We start from the raw sequence: 18767 nt of genomic DNA, 5'->3' as shown, positions 1-18767 counted from the left end.
TCGACTGAGAGATTGAAGGTTTGTTCCAGGCCGCAGATCGGGATCCTGTGGGAGCGGGCTTGCCCCGCGAAGGGCCGCACAGCGGCCCCCGCTAACAGACTGGCCCAGTCAGTGCCTTCTGTTCCGAGCAAGCTCGATGTCATCCATGATCGCCTTGGCAAACGCACTCAGGTAATCCGCAGCACCGAGCAGCTTATGGTCATCCTCCATATCCCCTTCGCGCACCAGGTGCTTGATGTACCCCAGCAGTACCGAAACCTGCTCATAGGCATGCTCGAACGGCACACCAGGCATCACCCGGAACAGATGGCTGGGCTGTTCACCAGCCTCGCAGAAGGTCTTGGCGCCAACCGTAACGTTTGCTTGTCTATCGTCGCTCATCGCACTACGCCCTCCTTCACATACGCGCCAGCGCGTGCTCTATCAACGCGTGGGCGGTATCGGCGGAATGGACCGCATTGGCCAGCATGTGCAGGCCCGGCTCACCGGTATGGATGCGGCAGTACTCGTCGACGGTTTCTGAGATACCCAGCAGCATCTCGCTGGCGACAGACAAGGCGTCGAGCGGGAGCAGGTCGGGGTGGATGGAGGAATAGAGGGTGTTGAACAGTTTGAGACGGGGTGGATCGGGGACGATTTTTTTCATGGCAGTTCCTTGTGCAATTGAACTGCTCCCATCCGTTTCCACACGTTAGGGTGGCAGTTGTACGCGGGGTGGAAAACCAGGTCACAAGGAAACCCCGGCAGGCCTTAAGGCCTCCCGCGTACAACCGCCATGAGGCGGCCTTGTGATTACCCGGGTTTCCACACCCGATCGCTGAACCTTACAGCGACCCGGTGAGCCTAGAGGGCGAGGGTTCCATGGGCAATCAGACGCGATTCGACAGACTGCGTAGGGTATTTCCTGCTGATTCAAAGAGTAAGCAGGAAATGACCCGTAGCCACGTAGGCAATTTCCGCATACCTATCATTTTTGCCAGTAGCCGGCCGCTCCACTCCTGACCAATATCCTGTGTTAGCCCCATCAGCAGCAGTGAGTGATAACAGGAGAGCTTCATGAAAAACCAGGCGAACGCTACACAGTTCTTCTACCAGAACGGAAATCTCATCACCGTCAACCAAGGTGAGCAACAGTGCGCGATCTTCCGTACCGGCGAAGTAACACTCGCGGAACGTAACACTCACTTAGCAGCAGGCACTGCCCTGCTGTCTACAGACCAAAGTGGCTCAGTACTCAGTGAATGTCGCGAGGCAGACACAGGCACACTGGTATACACGGCTTATGGGCACGACGTAGCCAACGCTAACGCGCGCTCCATAGTGAAATTTAACGGCCAGCATCCCACAGGGGATGGACACTATCTACTCGGTAATGGCTACCGTCTTTACAAGCCCAACCTGATGCGATTCTATTCGCCGGACAGCCTTAGCCCATTTGAAAAGGGTGGTATAAATGCCTACGCCTATTGCTCTGGCGACCCTGTGAACAATGCCGACCCTAGCGGGCACTTTGGTATTCCACATTTTTTCAGGCGTCTATCTTCAGCCTCCGTGACAGAAAACTCTACTAACCGAATTACTGCCTACAGAGAAATAATTGCGCAGACAAAAAAGTTCGCTTACGACCCATTCGGGGATAATAATCCCGTGAAACCTGGAATGTTAGCTAGATACGAACACGCAAACAAAATAATAAAAAACGCTCAAAAGCACATTGCCAAACATGAAGACAGACTGAATTTATTAGATGCGCCCCAGCCTCCATACAAGCCGACACACACAGTTATAAGTAATAATTTTTATGCGAATCGACCGACCTCTGCAGCCCCTCTCGCCAAAACCTCAAAAGTTCAACCACTGTCTATGAAAGAGAGAAACTCAAGAGCGTCGGGGTTAACCATGGACGAGCAGGCATTTTACGACAGCACGGCGCGTCTGCAGGTTAGCACCGACATATTTTCGGTGACAAGACGGCAAGAACTGAATATCACAGTTGAAGCGCTGAGGTCGTAACTTACACAGACGCCTACGCCTTCTATCATGGGGCTATAACCAGTTGCTGCCTGAACTAACCTCATCGTGGGTAAGACCGCTCCCGCACATCGGCCGTGCATGCCCATGGTTACCGAGCAAACTGGGGCAGTATGGGAGCGGCTCTTGGAGCTGTTCAAAATGGACCCATGAGCCAAAAATTAATCCAGCACGACAAAGGACAGATTAATGAATAGATCATTGAACAATTCGTGCTTCTTCTACCAAGACAGTAGGCTCGTTACCGTGAAGCAGGGTAAACATCATCGCGCCATCTTCCGCAGCGCGGAGATGCCACTGGCCGAGCAGCAGACGGGTGAAATGTCAGGTAACGCGCTACTGGCAACCGATGACAAAGGCTCTGTTCTACAGGTGCAAAGCGAAAGTGACGAAGCCGCGCATAGCTATTCAGCTTATGGACACGCCCCCGCCCTGCTCCCCCGTCGTCACTCGCTCGGTTTCAATGGTGAGCGTATCGAGCCCCAAACCCTAGGCTATCTACTGGGTAACGGCTATCGGCTCTACAGCCCCGAGCTCATGCGCTTTCTTGCACCTGACAATCTCAGCCCTTTCGACGAAGGCGGCATGAACCCTTTCGCCTACTGCCAGGGAGACCCTTTGAACTATACCGACCCTACCGGCCACGTCACAATTCAAGGAATTACTTCAGTATCCAGAAGAAAAATTGAAATTTTCAGCACAATGCCAAAAAAACAACGGCTCAACAATCAAGAAATTTTCAACCAAAGTGGCAACACAGCGAATTTGAGTTTACCACCTAAAACTGCCACCTACACATTGACTCGCACTCATCTTCATTCAATCGAACAACGGAATGGCACGTACCTGTTTCTTGTCGGGGATGACTATGGAAAATTCGCTAGCAACCTGAGTGAAATCGAAAGCCTTCAAGCCGCGCCCAAGCTGTTTGAAAATATCGACCAACGCAAGCTCAACATTCAAATCAATATTTTGGAGCGTCAAAATTCCTTTATGCTCAAGGCTGGAAAAAGACGCCATGATCAGCTACACGATCTGAACGACCATTCAGTGCAGATCCGAAAAGACTATAAACCTATTCGGCCGCAGCTCTAACTGGCCTGCCGGTAAACGAAGCCCCAGGCACGGGGCTTCGTTTATATCCTTCACGCCGCACTAAACGTCTTGTGCGGATCAATCACAAACTTCTTCGGCACACCCGCATCAAACTCGCCATACCCTTCCGGCGCCTGATCCAGGCTGATCACCTGCACGCCAACCACTTCAGCAATATTGATGCGATCCCACATGATCGCCTGCATCAGCTGGCGGTTGTACTTCATGGTGGGGGTCTGGCCGGTGTGGAAGCTGTGCGATTTCGCCCAGCCCAGGCCAAAGCGGATGCTCAGCGCGCCGATCTTGGCAGCGGCATCTACCGCGCCCGGGTCTTCGGTCACGTACAGCCCTGGGATACCGATGTTGCCGGCAACGCGGGTCACTTGCATCAGCGAGTTCAGCACAGTAGCCGGGGCTTCGTGCTTGGCACCTTCGTGGCCATGGCCGCGTGCCTCGAAGCCGACGGCGTCAACGGCGCAGTCCACTTCCGGCTCACCGAGGATATCGACGATCTGCTCGTGCAGCGGGGTGTCCTTGGACAGGTCGACCACTTCGAAGCCCTGCGACTTGGCGTGTGCCAGGCGCAATGGGTTGAGGTCGCCGACGATGACGCAGGCAGCGCCCAGCAGGCGGGCCGAGGCAGCTGCAGCCAGGCCGACCGGGCCGGCACCGGCAACGTAAACGGTACTGCCTGGGCCAACGCCGGCCGTCACAGCACCGTGGTAGCCAGTCGGCAGAATGTCGGAGAGGCAGGTCAGGTCACGGATCTTTTCCATGGCCTTGTCGCGATCCGGCAGTTTCAGCAGGTTGAAGTCAGCGTACGGCACCAGCACGTATTCAGCCTGGCCGCCGGTCCAGTCGCCCATGTCGACATAGCCGTAGGCGCCACCGGCGCGGGCCGGGTTGACGGTGAGGCAGACGCCGGTGTGCATCTCTTTGCACGAGCGGCAGCGGCCGCAGGCGACGTTGAACGGTACCGACACCAGGTCGCCCTTTTTCAGGCGTTCGACGTCACGGCCCAACTCGACGATTTCACCGGTGATTTCGTGGCCCAGCACCAGGCCGACCTGGGCAGTGGTGCGGCCGCGGACCATGTGCTGGTCGGAGCCGCAGATGTTGGTGGAGACCACCTTGAGGATCACGCCGTGCTCGATCTTCTTGCCACGCGGGTCCTGCATTTTCGGGTAGTCGATATTGCGTACTTCGACCTTGCCGGCGCCGAGATATACCACTCCACGATTGCCAGACATGCTCTTACCTCGCTTGGTTTTTATTTATGCAGCGTTGGTTGAAGCGCCGCCATCCATGGGCGGCATGTGTTACTGGAATGCTGGAATTGTGGGCTTGATGGGCATGACGGCGCTGACTGGAAACGACAGAGAGATGCCTTTTTACGGCAGGCGCATTGAGGGAGCCCTTCGCAGGCAAGCTGTCAGCCAACAAGCGCCGACTTGCCAGCAGCTGCAAGTCATTTTTTACAGTCATGCCAAGCGGTTTCAGCGGGGCCACCTGGCATTTCTGCCAGTTGTGCAGCCATTGCGTTGGGACGAAAGTCACTGCTGCCCATTCGCATGCCTGAAACGGTAAGCGGAATGCCCACGGGCTGGCGGCTCCCCCTATAGCTTGGAGTAGCACTCTATGAAAATTGTCGTGAAGACCGATGAAGGTGTTTGTTATCCGAATACCGAACTGGCGCTGCAAATACGCACCGATGATGAAATTCAGGTCGCTTGGACGGACGAACATGCAACACGCTATACGATCGCTCCCGTACAACGGATCATCGTCCCTGAAACGGTTACCCTGGTGACCACCATGAGCCCTGGACGCAGCAGCAGCAAAAGCCAGCCTTTGAATATTGGCGAGCCGCCACTTTCAAACGTGGCACTGCACTTGCGAGCGTCGGACACATGGGAATATGTCCACGACGCGAACGCCATGAAAACGATGGCCACCTTGGCCAATAATGAAAAGTTCGAGTACAAGGGTGAGGCGTACACTGCCTACTTCAGGATTGCCCATCTATGGGTCGACAAAGACTGGTTCGTCTGGCAAATCATCGCTGACAAGCGCTGAATGCCCTGGCTGACAAGTGCAATCGCCGGCTTGCCGGCGATTGAACCCGACGCCACTACAAAACGACAGTCCTGTTGGCGTTCAGGAACACCCGCCGTTCAATGTGATACCCCACCGCCCGCGCCAGCGTCAGGCATTCGATATCCCGTCCCTTGGCAATCAGGTCCTCGGGGTAATGGCTGTGGTCCACCACTTCAACGCCCTGGGCAATGATCGGCCCTTCGTCGAGGTCGTTGTTGATGTAGTGCGCTGTGGCGCCGACCATCTTCACGCCTTTGTTGTACGCCTGGTGGTAAGGCTTGGCGCCCTTGAACCCTGGCAACAGCGAGTGGTGAATATTGATCGCCCAGCCATCCAGGCGTCGGCACAGCTCGGGCGACAGCACCTGCATGTAGCGGGCAAGGATGACCAGCTCAGCGCCGGACGCCTCGATCACCTGCAACACCTTGCGCTCTTGCCCAGCCTTGTCGTTGGGGTCGAGTGCAAAGTGGTAATAGGGGATCTTGTGCCAGTGCGCCAGTGGCTCCAGGTCGGGGTGGTTGGACACCACCGCGACCACGTCCATGCTCAGTTGGCCAATGCGCTGGCGATACAGCAGGTCGTTCAAGCAGTGGTCGGCCTTGGACACCATGATCACCACCTTGGGGCGGTGGTTGGGCGCGGTCAGCTCGAAGGCCATGCCGAACGCTTCACTGCGCTCGGCGAGGCCGGCACGGAAACCGACCTCGTCAAAATCGTCCGGCTGGCGGAATTCGACGCGAATGAAGAAGCGCCCCGACTGCCGGTCATCGAAGGAGTGGTGCTCCGTCACGTAGCAGCGCTGCTCGAAGAGGTAACGCGTCACCACGTCGACGGTACCGAGCATGCTCGGGCAGTCGGCAGTGAGAATCCAGGTATCCGGTGCCCGACTCATGTCTTTCTCCTTAGGCTTCGATGCTCAGGCCGTATTCGGCCGAAGCGTCCTGCAGCCACAGCCACCAGTAATCGGCAAAGCTGCGGCGAATCACCAGTTCCCAGGTGTCTTCGGCGGTGCGGCGGATCACCAGTTGCGACTTGGCGAATACGGTGCCGACAGCCTTGCCCACCGGGAAGTTGTTCGGGTGCACATCATAGCTGGTGGACTTCATCAGCACTTCGCGCACATTCGGGCCGCGCAGTTCCAGCAGGCTCTGCCCACCGCTGACGTTGACCACCTGGATGTGCAGGCCTTCGAGGGCCGCGCGCAGTTTTTGCTCGACGGCGAACTCCTGGCCGCCCGGGACGATCAGCAGCCACTCGTCGGGGCCCATCCACTGCAGCGACATCTCGTTGTTGGCGACCACGGTCAGGGCGACCGGCAGCTCCAGGCCCAAGGCCTTGTGCACGCCTGCGGCAAAGGCCGGATCATGGCCGTCGCCGCGCAGGGTCAGGTGGCCGAGGAATTTCTTTTCACGCAGGGTCACACCTGCGTTCTTGCGGCCCTTGCCAACCAGGCTGGCCAGGTCGGCGTGGTGCAGCGGCGACTGGGCCTTGGCTTCGGCGCCGGGGTTTTGCTGGAAGACGTTGATAGCGCTCATTTCTTACCTGCCTTGAATTCTGTTGTCCGTAAGACCAGAGGTCAGATGCAATGCCCGAATGCTAATGGGGGCCCAGTGGGAGCGGGCTTGTCCCGCGAAGAGGGCGGTGAGGCCACCAGCGCATTCGCGGGGCAAGCCCGCTCCCACAAGGTTTGCATTCCAATTCAGGCCTACCGGTGGGCCTTAGACGTTCTGCCGCTCACCCTTCGGATCGAAGAACACCGAAGACACGATCTCCGCCTCGATCACGCTGCCGTCGGCCTGCGGCGAGAACACACGCTCGCCCATGCGCTTGAGGCCGCCCTTGACCACACCCATGGCGAACGAATAGCCCAGGGAGTTGGCTGCGTAGCTGGAGGTAACGTGGCCGACCATGTCCATCGGGATCGGTTGCTTGGGGTCGAACACCAGCTGAGCACCTTCCGGCAGCCACTGGGTCGGGTCCACAGGCTTGAGGCCGACCAGTTGCTTGCGGTTGTCGCGCAGGCAGTCTTCGCGGTTCATGCCACGCAGGCCGATCCACGAGAACGGCTTGTTGCGGCCCACGCACCAGCTCATGTTGAGGTCGTCCGGGTTCATCGAGCCGTCCGTGTCCTGGCCAACGATGATGAAGCCCTTCTCGGCACGCAGTACGTGCATGGTCTCGGTGCCATACGGGGTCAGGTTGTATTGCTTGCCTGCCTCGATGATCTTTTCCAGTACGCCCATGGCGTAGTTGGCCTGCACGTTGACTTCGTACGACAGCTCACCGGTGAACGAGATACGGAACACCCGGGCCGGTACGCCGCCAACAGTGCCTTCCTTCCAGGTCATGAACGGGAAGGCGTCCTTGTCCAGGTCGATGTCGTCGGTCAGCGCGCTCAGCAGCTTGCGGCTGTTGGGGCCGGACAGGGTCATGGTCGCCCAGTGGTCGGTGACCGAGGTGAAGTACACCTTCATCTCTGGCCATTCGGTCTGGTGGTACAGCTCCAGCCACTGCAGCACACGGGCGGCGCCGCCGGTAGTGGTGGTCATGTAGAAGTGGTTGTCGCCAACGCAGGCGGTGACGCCGTCGTCGAAGACCATACCGTCTTCCTTGCACATCAGGCCGTAACGGGCCTTGCCCACGTCGAGCTTGGTCCAGGCGTTGCTGTAGATGCGGTTGAGGAACTCGCGTGCATCCGGGCCCTGGATGTCGATCTTGCCCAGGGTCGAGGCGTCGAGCAGGCCCACGCTGTCGCGCACAGCCTTGCACTCGCGGGCCACGGCGGCGTGGATGTCTTCACCGGCTTTGGGGAAGTACCACGGGCGCTTCCACTGGCCGACGTCTTCGAACTCGGCGCCGTTCTTCACGTGCCAGCCATGCAGGGCGGTGAAGCGCACAGGCTCGAACAGGTGGCCACAGTGCCGGCCCGCTACCGCACCGAAGGTCACCGGCGTGTAGTTCGGGCGGAACATGGTGGTGCCCATCTCCGGAATGGTAATGCCGATCGAACGGGCGGCGATGGCCAGGCCGTTGATGTTGCCCAGTTTGCCCTGGTCGGTACCGAAGCCCAGCGCGGTGTAGCGCTTGACGTGCTCGACCGACTCGAAGCCTTCACGGGTGGCCAGTTCGATACCGGCGGCGGTCACGTCGTTCTGCTGGTCGACGAACTGCTTCGGCCCCTTGGTGCCCTTGTCGTGCGGCACCTGGAACAGCGCCACGGTGGCCTCTTCCTTGCGTGCCACGGTTTTCGGCAGGGTGCCGGCAGTGGCCTTGAAGCCGGCTTCGGTGGCTGCGCGCACGCCGCCTTCGAAGCCGTCGGCAATCACGTCACCGAGGGCATAGATGCCGTGGATACCGCCGACGCACACGCGTTTCTGCGGTGCATCACCCGGCACGAAGCCGAGGATGTCTTCACGCCATACCGGGCGACCGCCCAGGTGCGAAGCCAGGTGGACGATCGGGCTGTAGCCGCCGGAGGTAGCGATCAGGTCGCACTCAAGGGTTTCGCCAGGGCTGGTGACTTTATGTGCCTGCACGTCGATGGCGGCCACGCGGGCGCCGGTCACGTGCTTGCTGCCCTTGGCCTCGACCACGGCGCTGGAGGTGAGGATGCGGATGCCCTTGGCACGTGCTTCCTCGACCAGCGAACCGCGCGGGTTGTGGCGGGCGTCGGCGATGGCGACCACTTGCAGGCCAGCGTCGTGCCAGTCCAGCGCGGCGCGGTAGGCGTGGTCGTTGTTGGTCGACAGCACCAGCTTGCGGCCCGGGGCCACGCCGTAGCGGCGCACGTAGGTGGAGACAGCACCGGCCAGCATGTTGCCCGGCACGTCGTTGTTGCCGTACACCAGCGGGCGCTCGTGTGCGCCAGCGGCCAGTACCACACGGCCGGCACGCACACGGTGCACGCGGTGACGCACCTGGCCGATCGGGGCGCGGTCACCGAGGTGGTCGGTGAGGCGCTCGTGGATGGTCAGGAAGTTGTGGTCGTGGTAGCCGTTGACCGTGGCGCGTGGCAGCAGGGTCACTTCCGGCAGGCTTTCCAGCTCTTTGACGATGCTGCTCACCCACTCGGCGGCAGGCTTGCCGTCGAGGGTCTCGCGGCTGTCGAGCAGGCTGCCACCGAACTCTTCCTGCTCGTCGGCGAGGATCACCCGCGCACCGCTGCGGGCAGCGGCCAGGGCGGCAGCCAGGCCAGCAGGGCCGGCACCGACGATCAGCACGTCGCAGTGCTGGTTCATGTAGTCGTAGCTGTCCGGGTCGTTCTGCAGCGGTGCACGGCCAAGGCCTGCCGCCTTGCGGATGTACTTCTCGTAAGTCATCCAGAACGATTTCGGGTACATGAAGGTTTTGTAGTAGAAGCCCGGCGGCATCATGCTGCCGCCGACCTTGCCGAGGATGCCCATGACGTCATTGTTGACGTTCGGCCAGCCGTTGGTGCTGGTGGCGACCAGGCCGGCGTACAGCGCCTGCTGGGTGGCACGCACGTTAGGGATCTGGGTGGCTTCGCTGGAGCCGATCTGCAGGATGGCGTTCGGCTCTTCGGTACCGGCGGCGATGATGCCGCGCGGGCGCGAGTACTTGAAGCTGCGGCCGACGATATCGACGCCGTTGGCCAGCAGCGCGGCGGCCAGGCTGTCACCGGCATAACCCTGGTAGGTCTTGCCGTTGAAGGTGAAGTTCAGGACCTTGCTGCGGTCGATACGGCCGCCGCTGGCGAGGCGATAGGTCTGGCTCATACTTTTTCCCCTTGGCCTTTGACGGTCGACGGTGCGCTGTTCTGCTTGCCGTTGGCGGTCACCTGCGGCTTCTCGCCAATCTTGTAGGTTTCCAGAATCTCGTAGGTCACGGTGTCGCGGGTGACGTTGAAGTACTGACGGCAGCCGGCAACGTGGTCCCACAGTTCATGGTGAATACCGCGCGGGTTGTCGCGGAAGAACATGTAGGTGCCCCACTCTTCGTCGGAGCAGGCGGCAGGGTCCAGCGGGCGGGCGATGTGCGCCTGGCCGGAGGCGTGGAACTCTTCTTCGGAGCGCAGCTCGCCGCAGTGGGGACAGAAAATATGCAACATGACGGTGTCTCCGGTTAGTGGGCGACGGCGGCGGCGCCGTGTTCGTCGATCAGTGCGCCGTTGTAGAAACGGTCCATGGAGAACGGCGCAGCCAGCGGGTGCATCTCGCCTTTGGCCAGGCTTGCGGCAAAGACGTTGCCCGAACCCGGGGTCGCCTTGAAGCCGCCGGTGCCCCAGCCGCAGTTGAAGAACATGTTCTTGACCGGGGTCTTGGAGATGATCGGGCAGGCGTCCGGCGAGGTGTCGACGATGCCGCCCCACTGGCGGTTCATGCGTACGCGCGAGAGGTTGGGGAACATCTCGACGATCGCCTGCAGGGTGTGCTCGATCACCGGGTACGAACCGCGCTGGCCGTAGCCGACCCAGCCGTCGATACCGGCGCCGATCACCAGGTCGCCCTTGTCGGACTGGCTGATGTAGCCGTGCACCGCGTTGGACATGATCACGCTGTCGATGATCGGTTTGATCGGCTCGGACACCAGTGCTTGCAGCGGGTGCGATTCCAGCGGCAGACGGAAGCCGGCCAGCTTGGCCATGTGCCCGGAGTTACCGGCAGTGACCACACCGACGCGCTTGGCGCCGATGAAGCCTTTGTTGGTTTCCACGCCGATGACCGCGCCGTTTTCCTTGCGGAAACCGATCACTTCGGTCTGCTGGATCAGGTCGACGCCCAGGGCATCGGCGGCACGGGCGTAACCCCAGGCCACGGCGTCGTGACGGGCGACGCCACCACGGCGCTGAACGGTAGCGCCGAGGATCGGGTAGCGGGTGTTCTTGGAGCAGTCCAGGTACGGGATTTCGGCTGCGACCTGGGCGGTGTTCAGCAGTTCGCCATCGACACCGTTGAGGCGGTTGGCACTGACGCGGCGCTCGGAGTCACGAATGTCCTGCAGGGTGTGGCACAGGTTGTAGACGCCGCGCTGAGAGAACATCACGTTGTAGTTGATGTCCTGGGACAGGCCTTCCCACAGTTTCATGGCGTGCTCGTACAGCTGCGCCGATTCGTCCCACAGGTAGTTGGACCGCACGATGGTGGTGTTACGGGCGGTGTTGCCGCCGCCCAGGTAACCTTTCTCGATCACCGCGACGTTGGTGATGCCGTGTTCCTTGGCCAGGTAGTAGGCCGTGGCCAGACCATGGCCGCCACCGCCGACGATGACCACGTCGTAGACCTTTTTAGGGGTCGGCGTGCGCCACATGCGCTGCCAGTTTTCGTGGTGGCTGAGGGAGTGCTTGAAGAGGCCGAAGCCCGAGTAGCGTTGCATGGTCGTTTACTCCACTCAGCGGTAAACAGGGAAGTCTGCGCACAGGGCGGCGACGTTCTTCGCCACATCGGCTTCAACGTCGGCATCACCGAGGTTGTCGAGGATGTCGCAGATCCAGCCAGCCAGGGCCACACACTGGGCGACTTTGAAGCCGCGGGTGGTGACAGCCGGGGTGCCGATGCGCAGGCCCGAGGTGACGAACGGTGACTGCGGGTCGTTGGGCACGGCGTTCTTGTTGACGGTGATGTGCGCGCGGCCCAGGGCGGCGTCGGCATCTTTACCGGTGAGGCCCTGGCGGATCAGGCTGACCAGGAACAGGTGGTTGTCGGTACCGCCGGACACCACGTCGTAGCCGCGGTCGATGAACACCTGGGCCATGGCCTGGGCGTTTTCGATGACCTGCTGCTGGTAGCGCTTGAACTCAGGCTCCAGCGCTTCCTTGAAGCACACGGCCTTGGCGGCGATGACGTGCATCAGCGGGCCACCCTGGGCGCCTGGGAATACGGCAGCGTTGAGCTTCTTCTCGATCGCTTCGTTGGACTTGGCCAGGATCAGGCCGCCACGTGGACCGCGCAGGGTCTTGTGGGTGGTGGTGGTGACCACGTCGGCGTACGGCAGCGGGTTGGGGTACAGGCCAGCGGCAACCAGGCCGGCGACGTGGGCCATGTCGACGAACAGCAGCGCACCGACCTTGTCGGCGATGGCGCGAAAGCGTGGGAAGTCGAGGGTCTTGGAGTAGGCCGAGAAGCCGGCAACGATCATCTTTGGCTTGTGCTCGACTGCCAGGCGCTCGACTTCGTCGTAGTCGATCAGGCCGGTGTCGGTGTTGATGCCGTACTGCACAGCGTTATACAGCTTGCCCGAAGACGACACCTTGGCGCCGTGGGTCAGGTGGCCGCCGTGGGCCAGGCTCATGCCCAGGATGGTGTCACCGGCCTGCAGCAGGGCCAGGTACACCGCGCCGTTGGCGGAAGAGCCAGAGTGCGGCTGGACGTTGGCGAAGTCGGCACCGAACAGCTGCTTGGCGCGCTCGATGGCCAGCGCTTCGACTTTGTCGACGTGCTCGCAGCCGCCGTAGTAGCGCTTGCCTGGGTAGCCTTCGGCGTATTTGTTGGTCAGGCCGCTGCCCTGGGCCTGCATGACGCGCTTGCTGGTGTAGTTCTCCGAGGCGATCAGCTCGATGTGATCTTCCTGGCGCTGTTCTTCGGCATTCATCGCCGCCAGCAGTGCGTCGTCGTAACCCTGGATCTGGTCTTGCTTGCTGAACATCTTGTTGTCTCCCGGCAGCGATCGTTTCTTGTCTGTAAGGCACTGTGGCCCTTTGTGGCGATGGTATGACTGGCCGGGGTGGGTCAGATGCCTGCGCACGCCTTGCAATGGCGCGTTTACGACATTGGCTTTGTGTTGCTGTTGCCGGCCGCTTCGCGGGGCAAGCCCGCTCCCACATTGATTGCTGTATGCAGGACTATTGTGGAAGCGGGCTTGCCCCGCGAAGAGGCCGACACAGATCCGACTGAAAGCAGGTTGTATAGGCAACTGCTGAATCGATGGTTTAGAGTGCAGTTCTGCGTCGTTCACAGGACCGTGTCATGACAGATAAGAGCCAACAATTCGCCAGCGACAACTATTCCGGCATCTGCCCCGAAGCCTGGGCCGCCATGGCCAAGGCCAACATGGGCCACGACCGCGCCTATGGCGACGACCAGTGGACCGAGCGGGCCGCCCAGTACTTTCGCGAGCTGTTCGAAACTGACTGCGAAGTGTTCTTCGCCTTCAACGGCACCGCCGCCAACTCCTTGGCCCTGGCCTCGCTGTGCCAGAGCTACCACAGCGTGATCTGCTCCGAGACCGCCCACGTCGAGACCGACGAATGCGGCGCGCCAGAGTTTTTCTCCAACGGCTCCAAGCTGCTGACGGCGGCCAGCGTCAACGGCAAGCTGACCCCGCAATCGATTCGTGAGGTCGCCCTCAAGCGCCAGGACATCCACTACCCCAAGCCACGCGTGGTGACCATCACCCAGGCCACCGAAGTGGGCACCGTGTACCGCCCCGATGAGCTCAAGGCGATCAGCGCCACCTGCAAGGAGCTGGGCCTGAACCTGCACATGGATGGCGCGCGCTTTACCAATGCCTGCGCGTTCCTCGGTTGCAGCCCGGCAGAGCTGACCTGGAAGGCCGGCGTCGATGTGCTGTGCTTTGGCGGCACCAAGAACGGCATGGCGGTGGGTGAGGCGATCCTGTTCTTCAATCGCGACCTGGCCGAGGACTTCGACTACCGCTGCAAGCAGGCCGGGCAACTGGCCTCGAAGATGCGCTTCTTGTCAGCGCCCTGGGTCGGGCTGCTGGAAGACGGCGCCTGGCTGCGCCATGGCAACCACGCCAACCACTGCGCACAGTTGCTGGCCTCGCTGGTGAGTGACTTGCCGGGGGTTGAGCTGATGTTCCCGGTGGAGGCCAACGGGGTGTTCCTGCAGATGCCAGAGCCTGCGATCGAGGCGTTGCGCGGCAAGGGCTGGCGCTTCTACACCTTTATTGGTAGCGGCGGGGCGCGGTTCATGTGCTCGTGGGACACCGAAGAGGAACGGGTGCGTGAGCTGGCGGCGGATATTCGCAGCATCATCACCGCCTGACAGGCCGCATTCGCGGGGCAAGCCCGCTCCCACAGCGCTGTACTTGTGGGAGCGGGCTTGCCCCGCGAAGAAGCCAACACCGATCTAGAGCCTGAACCCACCCATCTGCCGCGCCAGGTCATCGGCCAAACCACGCAAAGCCTGGCACTCCTCACGGCACCCTTGCACCTCAGCCGCCGTCTCCCGCGCCAGGTCGGAAATCCCCTGCACCGTGCGGTTGATCTCCTCAGTTACCGCCGACTGCTCTTCAGTCGCGGTGGCCACCTGATGGTTCATGTCACTGATATGTTCCACCTGATCGGTAATCGCCCCCAGTGACGCCCCGGTGCGCTGGCTCGATTCCACGCCACTGCCGGTCGCCTGCTGCCCCGCCTGCATCGAGCTCACCGCCGAACCCGCGCCCTGCTTCAGGCGTTGGATCATCTGCTGCACTTCATCGGTAGACAGCTGCGTGCGCCGCGCCAGCGTTCGCACTTCGTCGGCCACCACGGCAAAGCCGCGCCCCATTTCCCCTGCCCGCGCAGCCTCGATGGCCGCATTCAGCGCCAACAGGTTGGTTTGCTCGGAAATACTACGGATCACTGCTAGAACTTCATCGATCGAGGCGACTTCGTCGGCCAACTGCTCCACCGCATCCGCCGCCTTGCCGATATCCCCCGACATACCCTCGATGCCCTGAATCGAACGGCGCACCACTTCACGCGCCTGCAAGGCCTCATCACGCGCCGACTGCGAGGCCTGCGCCGCATCACCGGCATTGCGGGCAATGTCCTGCACCGTCAGCCCCATTTCGTGCACAGCGGTGGCCACCATCTCGGTCATTTCCTGCTGCCGTCCGGAACGTTCGGCGGTGTTGTCCACCACCTGGGTCACCTGCTCGACGGCCCGATGCAGCCGTTCAGAAGTCTGCAACACCTCGCCAATCAGGCTGCGCTGGCTGTCGAGAAAACGATTGAAGCCCCGCGCCAGGTCACCCAGCTCGTCCTGGCGCGAATCATCCAGGCGATGGCTGAGGTCACCGGCGCCACTGCCGATCTGCACCAGCGCGGCAGTGACCCGGCGGATAGGCCGCACCAGCCCACGTGCCAGCAACACCACCAGCAACAATGACAGCAGCGCCACGCCGCCACCGATCAACGTGGTCAGCCATACCGCCTGACGCATCTGCGCGTAGATCTCGGCCTCCGGCACCTCGGCGACCAAAGTCCAGTTCAGGTCGCGCAGTGGCAGGCCCAACGCCAGATAATCTTCGCCATCGCGCTGGAAGCGGCTGGTGCGCAGGCCCGGCTCACCATTCATCACCGCCTTGGCGGCGTGCGCATCGAGCTGATCGACCAGCTGGCGCTTGCCGCTGAAGGCGTTGTCCGGGTGCACCTGGATCAACCCATCGTTGCGCACCAGAAACACCTTGCCGTGCTCGCCAAAGCTGAAGTCATGGATCAGTTTCGACAGCTCGGCCATGCGCAGGCCCATGCCGGCGACGCCAACCAGCTTGCCGTCCTTTTCCACGCGATAGTCGATGAACAGCGCCAGCTCGCCGGTGGCACCGTCGATGTCGATATTGATCAGGCGCTCGGCGCCACTGTCGATGTAGCCGTAGAACCACTTGTCCTTGGGGTTGGCACGGCTGAGGGTGCGGTCCAGGCCATTCTCGTTGTAGTAATGGCCGGTTTCGGTAGCGGCGAACAACGTGGTGAAGGCCTTGTTGCGCTGTTTGGCGGCGTCGAGGTATTCGATGAAGCGCGGTGCTTGCGCAGGGTCTTCGCCCGCAGCAAGCCAGTCGCGCAGCAGGGTGTTGCCGGCAATGTCGGCCGCAGCCACCAGCGGCTGGCCGAGCATGCGCTCGATGTCGTTACGGATGGCTTCGACACTGGCCGGCAGCGCCGTGTCGACCAGGTAGCGTTCGGTCAGGCGGTTGAACGCCACCGTGAAGATGATCACCACTACCAGGATGCTCGCCAGCAGGGCCGCGCCCATGCTTGCGATCAATTGCCACTGGATGCTTCGCCGCCAGATACGCATGCCCTTGCTCCCCGCCAATTATTGTTTTGCGGGAAGTGTATACACTTACGTATCCAGTTATTCCAGTGATCTGGGACATTGCTTGGGGACCTTGGGGCCGCTGTGCGGCCCCAGGTGCCCATCAGGACTCGGCAATAGTCCGAACGATCGCGTCCACCGTGGCGTCGATCTGCGCCTGGGTGCGCGCAAGCGTCTGCTGATGCTCCTTCTGCAGCTCAACCTGCTTGGAGCACAGGTTCAGGGCAGCCAGCACCAGCAGTTTGTCGCCGATCAAGGTCGGGTACGAACGCTTGGTCTCGGCCAAGGCGGTGTTGAGCATTCGCACCGCCTGCGCCAAGGTTTCTTCCTGACCTTCAGGCGCCTTGATCGAATAGTCGCTGCCAAGGATCGACACGACATTGACCGGCTGCGCATTCAGGCTCATGCGTTGACGACACCCGCACTGGCGCGATCAACCAGCGCCTGGATGCGCGCGGCAGTGGCGCCGTTCTTTTCTTCCTGCTCCATCAGCGACAGCTGCAGGGTTTCGTTTTCTTCCTTGGCCTGGGCCAGTTGCTGGCCGAGGGTGGTGTTCTGCTCGGTGAGTTGAGCGTTTTTATGCATCAGGTCGCTGACCAGTTGCTCGATTTGATTCAGGGAGGCTTCAAGCATGGGGTCTATCTCAGGTTGTTGCAGAGGGCGCACACGATAAAGAAAAGTGTCGGCCCTCGCCATTAAATATCGGATTCTTAAGGTTTCTGCTGCGCAGATTGACAGGGTATCGGCCCGCTTGTTCCGACCTGGGTCAACCGCCGGTCAGGAAAAAGTTAGCGCGCTCACAAATTTCACCGGTCTCGCTCAAGACTGACCAGTCACGACCGATAGCCAGGCAAGTCATATTTCGTCGTGCTGTGTGCGACCCTCCCCTGCCTGGATCCCCCCATGTCCCTACGCAACATGAACATCGCCCCGCGCGCGCTGCTCGGCTTCGCGCTGATCGGCCTGCTGATGCTCGGCCTCGGCATTTTCTCGCTCATGCAGATGGGCAACATCCGCCAGGCGGGCGTCGCCATCGAGAGCATCAGCGTGCCCAGCATCAAGATGCTCGACGAACTTACCGCGCTGAACCTGCGCATGCGCACCCTCTCCTATCGGCTGCTGATCAACCGCGAGCCAGAGACCCAGCGCGACACCCTCAACCTGCTGGACCAACGCAACGCCCAGATCGACCGCGCCCGCCAGGCCTACCAGCCGATGATCGGCGCACCCGACGAGCAAGCGGCCTTCGACCAGTACAGCCAGTTGCTCAGTCAATACCGCCAGCTGGAGGCGCGCATGCGCAGCATGAGCCAGGCGGGCCGCACCGACGAGTTGCGCGACCTGCTCAACCGCGACCTGCTGGCCAACTCCGAGCAGATCAACAAGGTCATGGACACCCTGGTGCGCATCAACACCGACCAGACCCGTGCCACCAACGAAACCGCAGCCAGCCAGTATGCTGCCGCCTTCGCCCTGGTCATCGGCCTGTTGATCGCCGCCACCGTGCTGACGCTGCTGTGCGCGTTCCTGCTGACCCGCAGCATCGTCAAGCCGATCGAAGAAGCGCTGCAATGCGCCGAGCAGGTGGCCGACGGTGACCTGACCCACGTCATCCGTGCCGAAGGCACCGACGAAGCCGCCCGCCTGCTGCGCGCCATGGCCCGCATGCAAGACAAGCTGCGCGACACCCTGCAATTGATTGCCGGCTCCGCCACCCAGCTGGCGTCTGCAGCGGAAGAGCTCAATAGCGTCACCGACGAGAGCGCCCGTGGCCTGCAGCAACAGAACAACGAAATCGAACAGGCCGCCACTGCGGTCACCGAGATGACCAGCGCCGTGGAAGAAGTGGCGCGCAACGCGGTGAGCACCTCGCAGGCCTCGGGTGAAGCTAGCCGTTCGGCGGGCGACGGGCGCGACCTGGTGCTGGAAACCGTCGGCGCCATCGAGCGCATGAGCGGCGATGTGCAAGCCACTGCCACGCTGATCACCCACCTGGCCGAGCAATCGCGCGACATTGGCAAGGTGCTGGATGTGATCCGCGGCTTGGCCGACCAGACCAACCTGCTGGCGCTCAATGCCGCGATCGAAGCAGCCCGTGCCGGTGAGGCCGGCCGTGGCTTCGCCGTGGTGGCGGATGAAGTGCGGGCACTGGCCCATCGCACCCAGCAGTCGACCAGCGAAATCGAGCGGATGATCGGTAGCATCCAGGGCGGTACCGAGGAGGCGGTGGCGTCGATGCGTACCAGCACCGAACGCGCCGAGTCGACCCTGAACATCGCCCGTGGCGCGGGCATGGCGCTGGATACCATCGCCGGCGCGGTGGCGCAGATCAACGAGCGTAACCTGGTGATCGCCAGCGCGGCGGAAGAACAAGCACAGGTGGCGCGCGAGGTGGACCGCAACCTGGTGAATATCAATGATCTGTCGGTACAGAGTGCAACCGGGGCGCATCAGACCAGCGCGGCGAGTGCCGAGCTGTCGCGGTTGGCGGTGGATTTGAACAACCTGGTGGCCCGCTTCCGCACCTGACAGTACTGGGGC

At 61.4% G+C, this 18767-nt stretch carries 17 protein-coding genes and 1 pseudogene; 6 read left to right on the top strand and 12 right to left on the bottom strand.

Going from position 1 to position 18767, the window contains the following annotated elements:
* Positions 1-108 precede the first annotated feature (108 nt).
* Positions 109-381: a DUF3077 domain-containing protein gene (locus CKW22_RS25090; protein ID WP_033703134.1), complete on the bottom strand. Its 273-nt coding sequence runs from the start codon at positions 379-381 to the stop codon at positions 109-111.
* 16 nt (positions 382-397) lie between these two features.
* Complete coding sequence (locus tag CKW22_RS25085; RefSeq protein ID WP_047582968.1) at positions 398-646, bottom strand: hypothetical protein; 249 nt, start codon at positions 644-646, stop codon at positions 398-400.
* A gap of 410 nt (positions 647-1056) precedes the next feature.
* On the opposite strand from CKW22_RS25085, the gene CKW22_RS25080 reads away from it, so the two are divergent.
* A complete protein-coding gene (locus CKW22_RS25080) occupies positions 1057-2013 on the top strand; it encodes an RHS repeat-associated core domain-containing protein (protein ID WP_095065436.1) in 957 nt (318 codons plus the stop codon).
* A gap of 207 nt (positions 2014-2220) precedes the next feature.
* A complete protein-coding gene (locus tag CKW22_RS25075; RefSeq protein WP_095065434.1) occupies positions 2221-3126 on the top strand; it encodes an RHS repeat-associated core domain-containing protein in 906 nt (301 codons plus the stop codon).
* Between the two features lie 50 nt (positions 3127-3176).
* Here the strand turns inward: CKW22_RS25075 and fdhA are convergent, their stop codons facing one another.
* Complete coding sequence (fdhA, locus tag CKW22_RS25070) at positions 3177-4376, bottom strand: formaldehyde dehydrogenase, glutathione-independent (protein ID WP_033703138.1); 1200 nt, start codon at positions 4374-4376, stop codon at positions 3177-3179.
* 388 nt (positions 4377-4764) lie between these two features.
* Between fdhA and CKW22_RS25060 the strand changes: the two genes are divergently transcribed.
* Positions 4765-5202, top strand: coding sequence for a hypothetical protein (locus tag CKW22_RS25060; RefSeq protein ID WP_033703140.1), 438 nt, complete (start codon positions 4765-4767; stop codon positions 5200-5202).
* A 55-nt stretch (positions 5203-5257) separates the two neighbouring features.
* On the opposite strand, the gene purU is transcribed toward CKW22_RS25060, so the two are convergent.
* The 6 genes from purU to CKW22_RS25030 all read right to left on the bottom strand — a co-directional run bounded on the left by purU (position 5258) and on the right by CKW22_RS25030 (position 12825).
* On the bottom strand, positions 5258-6115 hold the full coding sequence (gene purU / locus CKW22_RS25055) for a formyltetrahydrofolate deformylase (RefSeq protein WP_033703141.1): 858 nt from the start codon (positions 6113-6115) through the stop codon (positions 5258-5260).
* A 10-nt stretch (positions 6116-6125) separates the two neighbouring features.
* Entirely contained in the window at positions 6126-6758 is a 633-nt protein-coding gene (locus tag CKW22_RS25050) for a sarcosine oxidase subunit gamma (RefSeq protein WP_033703142.1), read from the bottom strand.
* A gap of 183 nt (positions 6759-6941) precedes the next feature.
* Entirely contained in the window at positions 6942-9959 is a 3018-nt protein-coding gene (locus CKW22_RS25045; RefSeq protein ID WP_033703143.1) for a sarcosine oxidase subunit alpha, read from the bottom strand.
* A complete protein-coding gene (locus tag CKW22_RS25040; RefSeq protein WP_027594307.1) occupies positions 9956-10291 on the bottom strand; it encodes a sarcosine oxidase subunit delta in 336 nt (111 codons plus the stop codon). Before CKW22_RS25040 ends, CKW22_RS25045 begins: the two co-directional genes overlap by 4 nt.
* Before the next feature lie 14 nt (positions 10292-10305).
* Positions 10306-11556, bottom strand: a complete 1251-nt coding sequence (locus CKW22_RS25035) for a sarcosine oxidase subunit beta family protein (protein ID WP_008089646.1) — start codon at positions 11554-11556, stop codon at positions 10306-10308.
* 15 nt (positions 11557-11571) lie between these two features.
* The gene (locus CKW22_RS25030) at positions 11572-12825 is read right to left on the bottom strand and encodes a serine hydroxymethyltransferase (RefSeq protein WP_047582966.1); all 1254 of its coding nucleotides are present in this window, start codon (positions 12823-12825) and stop codon (positions 11572-11574) included.
* A 320-nt stretch (positions 12826-13145) separates the two neighbouring features.
* Between CKW22_RS25030 and CKW22_RS25025 the strand changes: the two genes are divergently transcribed.
* Positions 13146-14186: a low specificity L-threonine aldolase gene (locus CKW22_RS25025; protein WP_033703145.1), complete on the top strand. Its 1041-nt coding sequence runs from the start codon at positions 13146-13148 to the stop codon at positions 14184-14186.
* Positions 14187-14270: 84 nt separating this feature from the next.
* On the opposite strand, the gene CKW22_RS25020 is transcribed toward CKW22_RS25025, so the two are convergent.
* From CKW22_RS25020 to CKW22_RS25010, 3 genes are all read right to left on the bottom strand, one after another.
* Positions 14271-16208: a methyl-accepting chemotaxis protein gene (locus CKW22_RS25020; protein ID WP_095065429.1), complete on the bottom strand. Its 1938-nt coding sequence runs from the start codon at positions 16206-16208 to the stop codon at positions 14271-14273.
* Between the two features lie 121 nt (positions 16209-16329).
* Complete coding sequence (locus CKW22_RS25015) at positions 16330-16632, bottom strand: cell division protein ZapA (protein WP_033703147.1); 303 nt, start codon at positions 16630-16632, stop codon at positions 16330-16332.
* Entirely contained in the window at positions 16629-16859 is a 231-nt protein-coding gene (locus CKW22_RS25010; RefSeq protein ID WP_033703149.1) for a hypothetical protein, read from the bottom strand. Before CKW22_RS25010 ends, CKW22_RS25015 begins: the two co-directional genes overlap by 4 nt.
* Before the next feature lie 270 nt (positions 16860-17129).
* Here CKW22_RS25010 and CKW22_RS28245 point away from each other — a divergent pair.
* Together CKW22_RS28245 and CKW22_RS28240 are read left to right on the top strand one after the other, a co-directional pair.
* A pseudogene (locus CKW22_RS28245) lies at positions 17130-17900 on the top strand (MCP four helix bundle domain-containing protein); the annotation flags it as partial.
* On the top strand, positions 17883-18755 hold the full coding sequence (locus CKW22_RS28240) for a methyl-accepting chemotaxis protein (protein ID WP_371856450.1): 873 nt from the start codon (positions 17883-17885) through the stop codon (positions 18753-18755). The pseudogene CKW22_RS28245 and the gene CKW22_RS28240, both read left to right, overlap by 18 nt.
* Positions 18756-18767: the final 12 nt, after the last annotated feature.

This window comes from Pseudomonas sp. Irchel s3f19 (genome assembly GCF_900187555.1).
GTDB classification, from domain to species: domain Bacteria; phylum Pseudomonadota; class Gammaproteobacteria; order Pseudomonadales; family Pseudomonadaceae; genus Aquipseudomonas; species Aquipseudomonas capeferrum.
The sequence above is the reverse complement of the archived record's forward strand: the minus strand, read 5'-3'. Positions and strand labels throughout refer to the sequence as shown.